Origin of the sequence: Streptomyces sp. NPDC058295 (assembly GCF_042880655.1) — a bacterium.
GTDB lineage: Bacteria > Actinomycetota > Actinomycetes > Streptomycetales > Streptomycetaceae > Streptomyces > Streptomyces coriariae.
The window spans coordinates 47,205-57,151 of the sequence record NZ_JBHVYO010000013.1 but is presented as its reverse complement, the minus strand read 5'-3'; the positions used below and the strand labels follow the sequence as shown (position 1 = coordinate 57,151).

The 9,947-nt window shown below is 72.4% G+C and carries 9 protein-coding genes; 6 read left to right on the top strand and 3 right to left on the bottom strand.

The features are described from left to right. Nucleotides 1-119: 119 nt before the first annotated feature. Complete coding sequence (locus ACFVYS_RS16105; RefSeq protein ID WP_389502503.1) at nucleotides 120-911, top strand: hypothetical protein; 792 nt, start codon at nucleotides 120-122, stop codon at nucleotides 909-911. 22 nt (nucleotides 912-933) lie between these two features. Here ACFVYS_RS16105 and ACFVYS_RS16100 read toward each other — a convergent pair whose 3' ends face one another. Further along, nucleotides 934-1,434: a MarR family winged helix-turn-helix transcriptional regulator gene (locus tag ACFVYS_RS16100; RefSeq protein ID WP_389502717.1), complete on the bottom strand. Its 501-nt coding sequence runs from the start codon at nucleotides 1,432-1,434 to the stop codon at nucleotides 934-936. Between the two features lie 169 nt (nucleotides 1,435-1,603). Then, nucleotides 1,604-4,018 (bottom strand): endopeptidase La, encoded by a 2,415-nt coding sequence (gene lon / locus ACFVYS_RS16095; protein ID WP_389502501.1) that lies wholly within the window; start codon nucleotides 4,016-4,018, stop codon nucleotides 1,604-1,606. A 189-nt stretch (nucleotides 4,019-4,207) separates the two neighbouring features. On the opposite strand from lon, the gene ACFVYS_RS16090 reads away from it, so the two are divergent. Together ACFVYS_RS16090 and ACFVYS_RS16085 are read left to right on the top strand one after the other, a co-directional pair. Further along, nucleotides 4,208-4,864 (top strand): GNAT family N-acetyltransferase, encoded by a 657-nt coding sequence (locus tag ACFVYS_RS16090; RefSeq protein WP_389502499.1) that lies wholly within the window; start codon nucleotides 4,208-4,210, stop codon nucleotides 4,862-4,864. Nucleotides 4,865-4,995: 131 nt separating this feature from the next. Further along, on the top strand, nucleotides 4,996-6,015 hold the full coding sequence (locus tag ACFVYS_RS16085) for a DUF5954 family protein (protein ID WP_389502497.1): 1,020 nt from the start codon (nucleotides 4,996-4,998) through the stop codon (nucleotides 6,013-6,015). 59 nt (nucleotides 6,016-6,074) lie between these two features. Here the strand turns inward: ACFVYS_RS16085 and ACFVYS_RS16080 are convergent, their stop codons facing one another. Beyond that, nucleotides 6,075-6,833, bottom strand: coding sequence for a rhomboid-like protein (locus tag ACFVYS_RS16080; RefSeq protein WP_389502495.1), 759 nt, complete (start codon nucleotides 6,831-6,833; stop codon nucleotides 6,075-6,077). A 273-nt stretch (nucleotides 6,834-7,106) separates the two neighbouring features. Between ACFVYS_RS16080 and ACFVYS_RS16075 the strand changes: the two genes are divergently transcribed. The 3 genes from ACFVYS_RS16075 (at nucleotide 7,107) to ACFVYS_RS16065 (ending at nucleotide 9,756) form a co-directional block, all read left to right on the top strand. Continuing rightward, entirely contained in the window at nucleotides 7,107-7,793 is a 687-nt protein-coding gene (locus ACFVYS_RS16075) for a spermidine synthase (RefSeq protein WP_389502493.1), read from the top strand. 122 nt (nucleotides 7,794-7,915) lie between these two features. Next, nucleotides 7,916-8,656, top strand: coding sequence for a response regulator transcription factor (locus ACFVYS_RS16070; protein ID WP_020130720.1), 741 nt, complete (start codon nucleotides 7,916-7,918; stop codon nucleotides 8,654-8,656). Beyond that, a complete protein-coding gene (locus ACFVYS_RS16065; RefSeq protein ID WP_020130721.1) occupies nucleotides 8,653-9,756 on the top strand; it encodes an ATP-binding protein in 1,104 nt (367 codons plus the stop codon). Before ACFVYS_RS16070 ends, ACFVYS_RS16065 begins: the two co-directional genes overlap by 4 nt. Nucleotides 9,757-9,947 lie beyond the last annotated feature (191 nt).

The following is a 9,947-nucleotide window of genomic DNA, read 5'->3' as shown; positions in this document are numbered from 1 at the left end:
TGTTCCCGGAGTGCTTTATTCCTACCCAAACCAGGCGTCTGACCTGCGGCGGTACGTAAGTTCGGGGAGTGATGCCAGCCTTTCGCGAAGGCTGTGAAGGGGTCGTGCAGACTGTCCGGATGCGTACGGAACTTGTGTCGGAGGCCGGCGACCGGGCCCGCCCCAACGAGGACTTCGCGAGTGTCGGACTTCCCGCCTCCGGACAGGGCGGTTCGCTCGTCCTGCTGGACGGGGTGACACCGCCCCCGGGCGGCGCCGGCTGTCTGCATTCGGTCCCCTGGTTCACGGCGCGACTCGGCGGCGCCCTGACCGAACTGACCGTTTCACTCCCGGATGTTCCCCTGGCCGAGGCGCTCGCCCTGGCCATCGCGCGCACCGCCGAGGCCCATGGGGATACCTGTGACCTTTCTCACCCACGTACCCCGCAGGCCACCGTGGTCCTCGCGCGTTGGTCGCCTCTGACCGTCGAGTACCTGGTCCTGTGCGACGCGACGCTGCTGCTGACCGCCCCGGACGGCACGGTCACCCCGGTCCGCGACGACCGGCTGGCCCGCCTGCCGCGCGCCCTGCTGCGGAGCGCCGAGGTCGTCGACGGCACGCTCCGCAACAAGGAGGGCGGGTTCTTCACGGCCGCGGCCGACCCCGGGGTGGCCGCCCGCGCGGTCACCGCGAGCGTGCCGCGCGCGGAGGTCCGCTCGCTGGCCGCGCTGTCGGACGGGGCCACCCGCTGGGCGGAGCTCTTCCGGGAGGGCGACTGGACGGACCTGTTCACCCTCGTCCGCGAGGAGGGCGCTGGGGCATTGGTGGAGCGGGTCCGGGCGCTGGAGCGGGCGGACGACGCCGCCGGCCGGGCGCTGCTGGGCCGGGCGAAGACGCACGACGACGCGACGGTGGTGTGCGTGGAGCTCTGACGGCCCCGCCGCGTCCCCGGCGCTACTTCTCCATCCCCCGGTTCAGCTGGTGGAGCAGCCGGGCCAGCTCCGAGACCTCTCTGCGGTCCCAGTCGGAGAAGTGGGTGACATACCGCTCGCGGCGGGCCTCGCGGACCCGCCGCACCCGGGTGCGGCCCTCCTCGGTGAGGTCGACGAGCCAGGCGCGGCCGTCCGCCGGGTCCGGCTCGCGGGCGACCAGCCCGAGTTGCTCCAGGGCGCGCAGCTGGCGGGACATGGTGGCCTTGCCTACGCCGATGTACCCGGCGAGTTCCGTGGCGCGCTGGCGGCCGCACTCCTCCAGCCGGACGAGGAGCCCGTAGGCGGCGGACTCCAGGTCCGGGTGGACCTCACGGGCCATCTCCCCCTGGTTGGCGCGGGCGCGGCGCAGCAGCACCGTGAGTTCCCGTTCCAGGGACAGGAACTCCCGGTCGCCCTGCTCCACACCGCGCGACGACGTGTCGGACCCGCTGTCGCGTCCGTCGCCGTTGATGTCCTCGTGCACGTCAGCACCCCTGATCTCGCCGGTCGCCGCCATCGGCGCAGCTCTTAAGTATTTCGCAGGCGGGGACCGGCGGCGCTTCCCAGGCCGCCGACGCGGGTCCGCGGCGGAACCGGGCAGGGCCCGGGTCTCCCTCACGGGACCCGGGCCCTGCCCTTTCCGGTCGCGTCCGTCACGCCGCGACCGGAACCTCCGGCGTCGCGCCGTTCGTGGCGGGCGCGAGCGCCAGTTCCAGGACCTGGCGGACGTCGGTGACGGCGTGGACGTCGAGCTTGTCCAGCACCTCCGCCGGGACGTCGTCCAGGTCGGGCTCGTTGCGCTTGGGGATGACGACGGTGGTGACGCCCGCCCGGTGCGCGGCGAGCAGCTTCTGCTTCACGCCGCCGATCGGCAGGACCCGGCCGGTCAGGGAGACCTCGCCGGTCATCGCCACGTCCGTGCGGACGAGCCGGCCGGACAGCAGGGAGGCGAGGGCCGTCGTCATCGTGACGCCCGCGCTCGGGCCGTCCTTCGGGACCGCGCCCGCCGGGAAGTGGATGTGCACGCCCCGGTCCTTCAGGTCGCCCACCGGCAGCTCCAGTTCGGCGCCGTGGCTGCGCAGGAAGCTGAGGGCGATCTGCGCCGACTCCTTCATCACGTCGCCGAGCTGACCGGTCAGGGTCAGGCCCGCCGCGCCCGTCTCCGGGTCGGCCAGCGACGCCTCGACGAAGAGGACGTCACCGCCGGCCCCGGTGACCGCGAGACCGGTCGCGACACCGGGCACGGCGGTCCGGCGCTCGGCCGGGTCCTGGGCGGACTCGGGCACGTGGTGCGGCCGCCCGATCAGCGCGCGCAGATCCTCGTCCGCGATGGTGAACGGCAGCTTCCGCTCGCCCAGTTCGTGCTGGGCCGCGACCTTGCGCAGCAGCCGCGCGATGGACCGCTCCAGGGTGCGCACCCCCGCCTCGCGGGTGTACTCGCCGGCGAGCTTGCGCAGGGCACTCTCGTCGAGGGCCACCTCGTCCTTGTCCAGGCCCGCCCGCTCCAGCTGGCGCGGGAGCAGGTGGTCGCGGGCGATGACGACCTTCTCGTCCTCGGTGTAGCCGTCGAGGCGGACCAGCTCCATACGGTCGAGCAGGGCCTCCGGGATGGCTTCGAGCACGTTGGCGGTGGCGAGGAAGACCACGTCCGACAGGTCGAGCTCGACCTCCAGGTAGTGGTCGCGGAACGTGTGGTTCTGCGCCGGGTCCAGGACCTCCAGCAGGGCGGCCGCCGGGTCGCCCCGGAAGTCGGATCCCACCTTGTCGATCTCGTCGAGGAGCACCACCGGGTTCAGCGACCCGGCCTCCTTGATCGCCCGCACGATGCGGCCGGGCAGCGCGCCGACGTAGGTACGACGGTGGCCGCGGATCTCGGCCTCGTCGCGGACGCCGCCGAGGGCGACGCGGACGAACTTGCGGCCCATGGCGTGCGCGACGGACTCGCCGAGGCTGGTCTTGCCGACGCCGGGCGGGCCGACGAGCGCGAGCACGGCACCGCCGCGCCGCCCGCCCACGACACCCAGGCCGCGCTCGCCGCGCCGCTTGCGCACCGCGAGGTACTCGGTGATCCGCTCCTTCACGTCGTCCAGGCCGGCGTGCTCGGCGTCGAGGACGGCGCGGGCGCCCTGGATGTCGTACCGGTCCTCGGTGCGTTCGTTCCACGGCAGTTCGAGGACGGTGTCCAGCCAGGTGCGGATCCAGGAGCCCTCGGGCGACTGGTCGCTGGACCGCTCCAGCTTGTCGACCTCCTTGAGGGCCGCCTCGCGGACCTTCTCGGGCAGGTCGGCGGCCTCGACGCGGGCGCGGTAGTCGTCGGACTCCTCGCCCTCCTGTTCGCCGTTGAGTTCGCGCAGCTCCTTGCGCACGGCCTCGAGCTGGCGCCGCAGCAGGAACTCGCGCTGCTGCTTGTCGACGCCCTCCTGGACGTCCTTGGCGATGGTCTCGGCGACGTCCTGCTCGGCGAGGTGGTCGCGCAGCTGCTGGGTGGCGAGCTTCAGGCGGGCCACCGGGTCGGCGGTCTCCAGCAGCTCCACCTTCTGTTCGGCGGTCAGGAACGGCGAGTAGCCGGAGTTGTCGGCGAGCGCGGAGACGTCGTCGATGGCCTGGACGCGGTCGACGACCTGCCAGGCGGCGCGCTTGCGCAGCCAGGCGGTGGCGAGCGCCTTGTACTCCTTGACCAGTTCGGCGACGTGACCGGGCAGCGGCTCGGGGACGGTCTGGTCGACCTTCGTCCCCTCGACCCAGAGCGCCGCGCCGGGTCCGGTGGTGCCGGCGCCGATCTGCACGCGGCCGCGGCCGCGGATCAGCGCGCCCGGGTCGCCGTCGGCCAGCCGGCCGACCTGCTCGACGGTGCCGAGCACACCGGTGCTCGCGTAGGTCCCGTCGATGCGCGGGACCAGGAGTACCTGGGGCTTCCCGGGTGTTGAACGGGCGGCGGCCTGGGCCGCCTCCACCGCCGCACGTACGTCGGTGTCGTTGAGGTCCAGCGGAACCACCATGCCGGGGAGCACGACCTCGTCGTCGAGAGGCAGCACGGGCAGGGTGAGCGGTGTGGACGTCGATGCCATGATCTCCCCTTAGGCAGTCAAGTTGAGCTATGCCGACTCAATGCAGGTGAGTCTCCGAATGTTCCCCAGGAGGCGACCCGTTCGCTGTGGGCGATCACGACTGGTCCGGCCGACGACTTCGCCCTTACGGTCGGACGTAATAGCTCAATAGGCTGTACGGCTCTTACCGAGCCGCTCTCGGGGGGTCCCGTGGATCGTTTTGTCCAGGCATGGGTGGACGGGTGGGTCGTGTCGCGCGGGGCGGCTCCGCCCGTGGCCGAGCCGTGGGGCTGGACCGTCGACGTGGGAACGGGAATCCAGCACGTCACCCGGCACGTGTTCGGCGCGACGGACAGCGCGGTGTCGGAGCCGGCCGTCCGGAGGGTGGCGGGCGCGGTGACCGGGGCCGGCGTGTGGCTGAAGGTGTTCGCCGACCCCGCGGTGGTCGGGCCCTGGCTGGGGCCCGGCTGGTGGATCGACCCCGAGCCCGGCTTCCTGATGACGGCCCCGCTCCCCGACGTCCCGCCGGGTTCCGCGCCCGACGGTTACCGGACCCGCACCTGGTCGCGCGGCGGCGTGACCCGCACCATGATCGTCGCCCCGGACGGCTCCCTGGCCGCGCGCGGGCAGATCGCCCCGACCGGGGGCACGGCGGTCGTCGACCAGATCGAGACCTCCCCCGGCCACCGCCGCCGCGGGCTCGGCGCCCTCGTCATGCGGACCCTGCACCACGCGGCGCTCGCGCAGGGCGCCCGGACCGGGGTACTGGGCGCCACACCGGAAGGGCGGGCACTGTACGAGTCGCTGGGCTGGCGCGTCGAGTCATCGCTGACCAGCGCGAAGTTCACGGGAGACGCACGAGGGTGACGTCCGGCGGCCGGGAGGGCGCACCCTTCGCCGCCGCACGACGGGGCGCGCCCCTCGCGCCCCCTCCCCGTACCCCGCCCACTTCCGGCATTCACCCCGAAGTCGCCCGCCGACCCGACCACAATGCGCGTATGACCGATGACTGGAAGCGACGTCTCGACGCCCTCCACGCCGACCTGGTCCGCCGTGACGACCCCGTCGCCTGGGTGACGGAGGCGGACGCCGTCGAGGCTTCGCGCCGCTATCCGCACATCGCGCTGCGCGGACCCGTCTTCGGTGTCGCCGCACGGGACCGGACGGCCGCCGCGCCGACCTGGCGGCTGCTGAAGCCGGTGGTGGACGGCATGCCCCAGCAGGCCCGGGACGGGCTCAACTCGCACCTGTGGTTCAAGGCGAAGGACGGCACCGACGACCCGGCCGCCCGGCGCGAGCTGCTGGCGGCCGTGGCCGTGCTGGAGCGGGCCCCGGCCGACGAGGTGGAGGCGCTGGGCGTGCGCTACCGGGTGGTGCGCGGCGACGAGTTCGCCCGGACCGGCGACGACGGTCTGGAGCCGCCCCGGCCCACCGACCTCGAGCCCGTGAACCCGTCGTGGGAGGACCCGGGAACCGCCCCGTCGCCGGACGTGGGGTACGTCCTGGACCCCGACCGGGACGAGGGCCCGATGGCGGGCGCCCTCCGGCTGGGCCTGCGCGACTTCACGTACACGGGTGACCGCTTCCCTCCCGACGTGCGCGCGGACTCCGAGTGGGCGGCCCGGACGCACCCGGACGTGGTGCGGCTGCCGGTCGGCTTCTCGGTGGCCGAACGCGACGGGTCCGGCTGGACCCCGTGCGGGTCCCTGGCGGCGACCCCGCACGAGGCGCGCCGCTCGCTGTACGAGGGGATGGCCCGCGTCTGGTCGATGCTCTACCGCTTCGACGAGCACAAGAAGGCCCTGTACGCGCGGGCCGCGGAGGCGTTCCGGGCGGCCGGCCGGGCCGACGAGGCGAGCGTGGAGGACCGCCTGTTCCGGATCTGCCGCGTCGAGCGGATGGTCCGCCTCGGGCCCGACGGCCCCGAGCCGCCCCGCCCGTCGGACCTCGACGAGTACGGCCCCATGAAGCTCCACCCGACCCTGCACACGGACGGCACGGTCCAGTACGACGACTGACCGGGAGAGACCCGGCACCTACCCGCGACCGGGGCGACCCGCGACGGCCGGGCCGACGGTCAGCGGCCGGGCCGAAGATCCGCGCCGGGAAGCGGCCGGGCCCGCGGCAGGCGCCGGAGCCACGGCCAGGTGCCGACGCCTATCGCCAGCGCGATCAGGTGTCCCCAGTTCGTCATCGGGTCGGTGAAGGCGATCAGGTCCTGGAGCAGCATCCCGCCGAAGGCGGCGAGCAGCGGCCAGCGCAGCCGCGGCCCGAGCAGACCCGCCAGGGCGCCCACACTCGCGGCGACCCCGAAGCTGATGCCGTAGTCCAGGCGGTGCAGCGAACTGTCGGGCAGCCGTCCCACCAGCACGGCCAGGCCCACCGGCACCTCGGTCGCGAGGGTGGCCAGGACATGCCCGAGCAGGAAGACGACGGCCGTACGGACGCCGCCTACGCGTCGCTCCAGCGTCGTCAGGACGGCCAGGAAGCCGAGCGTGAAGGGGGAGGCGAAGCCGCCCGCCACCCAGAGCGCGCTGGCCACCAGCACCAGCACGGGTGTCCGCACCAGATGCGCGACATCGGTGCTGGAGCCCTGGTGCAGGGCGTGCACGAGGGTGGGGCCGACGTGCGCGGTGAGAAAGGAGGTGACGGCGAGGACGGCCGCGTACGAGAGGGTGAAGGGAACGGGGACCCGGTACCGGCGGCGGGGGGCCGCCTCGGCGGGCGGCTCTGAGGGCGGCTCGGCGCGGGGCGGCGTGCGCTGGCCGGGGATGCCGTCCAGCAACCCGCGGACGTCGGGCGGCGGCGGGCTCGTGGGTGCGGCCGTGCGTTCCACCGTGCGGCGCTCCTTCCGTTCCACCCCACCTTTCGTGCCGCGCCGGTCCGCTGTCTGTGACCGACACCACGCCCGAGCCGATTCACAGCAAGCTCCGAGACTTTCCCCAGCCGGTTCCCACGCTTCCCCGAAACTTTCCCCAGCCGGTTCCCACGCTTCCCCGAAGCCGCCCCGAAGCCACTGCGAACCCGTCCCGAACGGCCGTACGTCAACCTCATCCCCCGCCCACGGAAATCCCTCAACAAACCGTCAGGGAAGTGCGAGGATGGGCCGATGCCCATCCCGTACGACATCCCCGACGCGCCCGAGGTGCTGGACCGTCGCGAGGGCCCCTACGGTGAGGTCGTCCTGCGCCGGCACGGCGAGTTGCTCCAGATCATCGCCAACGGCTGCTTCCTGATGGACACCTCGGACGGCCGCTCGGAGCGGCTCCTGATCGACGCCGCGCTGGCCGCGCTGGACGGCCGCCCGTCGCCCGATCTGCTCATCGGCGGCCTCGGCGTCGGCTTCTCCCTCGCGCATGCCGCCGCCGATCCCCGCTGGGGCGCCGTCACGGTCGTGGAGCGCGAGCGCGCCGTCATCGACTGGCATCTGGACGGCCCGCTGGCCGCCCTGTCCGGGGACGCGCTCGCCGATCCCCGGTCGAAGATCGTCGAAGCGGATCTGCTCGACTACGTCAATGAGACATGCGACACGTTCGACGCGGTATGCCTCGACATCGACAACGGGCCCGACTGGACCGTCACCGAGGGCAACGACAGCCTCTATTCCACGACCGGACTCGCAAGCTGCGCACGGGTGTTGAGACCCGGTGGGGTACTGGCCGTGTGGTCGGCCCAACCCTCTCCGGAATTCGAGGGAACCATGAGGAATGCCGGGTTCCAACAGGTGCGTACCGAAGAGATCCCGGTTGCCCGGGGAGTGCCGGACGTCGTACATCTCGCCGTCCGACCTGGATAGCAAAGCCGTGGTGACTCCCCGTACGCTGCACCCCTGACGCCGATCATTTACGCGTCAACCGCAGTCATGCGCAGACATGGGATCACCCCACTGGTTCCGGAAAGCACACTCAGGGGCGGGCGATGGAGCAGACACACACCGCACACAACAGCACGGCGACGGCGACGCCGGGCGCGCAGCGGCGCGTTTTGGTGGTCGAGGACGACCCGACGATCGTCGACGCCATCGCGGCCCGCCTGCGCGCCGAGGGATTCCTCGTGCAAACGGCGGGCGACGGCCCGGCGGCCGTCGACACGGCAGAGGCCTGGCAGCCCGACCTGCTGATCCTCGACATCATGCTGCCCGGCTTCGACGGTCTGGAGGTCTGCCGTCGTGTGCAGGCCTCCCGTCCGGTGCCGGTCATGATGCTCACCGCGCGCGACGACGAGACCGACATGCTGGTCGGGCTCGGCGTGGGCGCCGACGACTACATGACCAAGCCGTTCTCGATGCGGGAGCTGGCGGCACGCGTGCATGTGCTGCTGCGCCGGGTGGAGCGGGCCGCGATCGCGGCGACGACTCCGCGCAGCGGGATCCTGCGGCTCGGCGAGCTGGAGATCGACCACGCGCAGCGCCGGGTGCGGGTGCGCTCGGAGGACGTGCATCTCACGCCCACCGAGTTCGACCTGCTGGTCTGCCTGGCGAACACCCCGCGCGCGGTGCTCTCCCGTGAGCAGCTCCTCGCGGAGGTCTGGGACTGGGCGGACGCCTCCGGCACCCGTACCGTCGACAGCCACATCAAGGCGCTGCGGCGGAAGATCGGCGCGGAGCGGATCCGCACGGTGCACGGCGTGGGCTACGCGCTGGAGACCCCGACGCCATGAGTTCCGGGCCGGACGGGCCGAGAAGCCCCGGGGAGCCCTGGGGCCGGGTACGGCCGTTCTCGATCAAGACCAAGCTGGGTGCGCTGGTCGTCGTCTCGGTGCTGATCACCACCGGCCTGTCGGTCATCGCGGTGCACACCAAGACGGAGCTGCGCTTCATCACGGTCTTCTCGATGATCGCCACATTGCTGATCACGCAGTTCGTGGCGCATTCGCTCACCGCGCCGCTGGACGAGATGAACACGGTGGCCCGGTCCATCTCGCACGGCGACTACACCCGCCGGGTGAGCGAGAACCGCCGCGACGAGCTGGGCGACCTGGCCCAGACGATCAACGTCATGGCGGACGAGCTGGAGGCGCAGGACCGGCAGCGCAAGGAGCTGGTGGCCAACGTCTCGCACGAGCTGCGCACGCCCATCGCCGGCCTGCGCGCCGTCCTGGAGAACGTGGTCGACGGCATCGCCGAGGCGGACCCCGAGACGATGCGCACCGCCCTGAAGCAGACGGAGCGGCTCGGGCGGCTGGTGGAGACGCTGCTGGACCTGTCCCGCCTCGACAACGGCGTCGTCCCGCTGCGCAAGCGGCGCTTCGAGGTGTGGCCGTACCTGTCCGGGGTGCTGAAGGAGGCCAACATGGTCGCCTCGGCGCGGGCCACGATGGGCTCGGGCGGCAACCACACGCGCACCGACGTCCATCTGCACCTCGACGTGTCCCCGCCGGAGCTGACCGCGCACGCGGACCCGGAGCGGATCCACCAGGTCGTCGCGAACCTGATCGACAACGCGGTCAAGCACAGCCCGCCGCACGGACGGGTGACGGTGAAGGCGCGGCGCGGGCCGCTGCCGGAGTCGCTGGAGCTCGAGGTCCTGGACGAGGGACCCGGCATTCCGCGCTCGGAGTGGCGCCGGGTGTTCGAGCGGTTCAACCGGGGAGCCGTCCGCCGTCCGCACGGACCGGGCAGCGACGGCGGCACGGGGCTGGGGCTGGCGATCGCCCGCTGGGCGGTCGATCTTCACGGCGGCCGGATCGGAGTGGCCGAATCCGAGCGGGGCTGCCGGATTCTTGTCACTCTTCCGGGAGAGTTTTCCGTCCCAAGTTGACGTAAAGTTCGAAGCGGAGCCACAAGATCCACCGGCGTTCGCGCAGCCGGACACGTGTGATCAGGCAGCGGACCGTCCCAGGTCGGCACGGGTCCGCACGCTCAGCGTGCGCGACCTGCATCAGCGCACCCCTTTTGACGCGCAACCGCGCTTGTTTCCCGCCATTTACAGCCGCGAAACGCGCTTTCCGA

Excerpts from the sequence above, each read along its gene's own strand:
- ACFVYS_RS16070 (WP_020130720.1), top strand. The coding sequence starts at position 7,916 with ATGGAGCAGACACACACCGCACACAACAGCACGGCGACGGCGACGCCG.
- ACFVYS_RS16085 (WP_389502497.1), top strand. The coding sequence starts at position 4,996 with ATGACCGATGACTGGAAGCGACGTCTCGACGCCCTCCACGCCGACCTG.
- ACFVYS_RS16075 (WP_389502493.1), top strand. The coding sequence starts at position 7,107 with ATGCCCATCCCGTACGACATCCCCGACGCGCCCGAGGTGCTGGACCGT.
- ACFVYS_RS16065 (WP_020130721.1), top strand. The coding sequence starts at position 8,653 with ATGAGTTCCGGGCCGGACGGGCCGAGAAGCCCCGGGGAGCCCTGGGGC.
- ACFVYS_RS16105 (WP_389502503.1), top strand. The coding sequence starts at position 120 with ATGCGTACGGAACTTGTGTCGGAGGCCGGCGACCGGGCCCGCCCCAAC.
- lon (WP_389502501.1), bottom strand. The coding sequence starts at position 4,018 with ATGGCATCGACGTCCACACCGCTCACCCTGCCCGTGCTGCCTCTCGAC.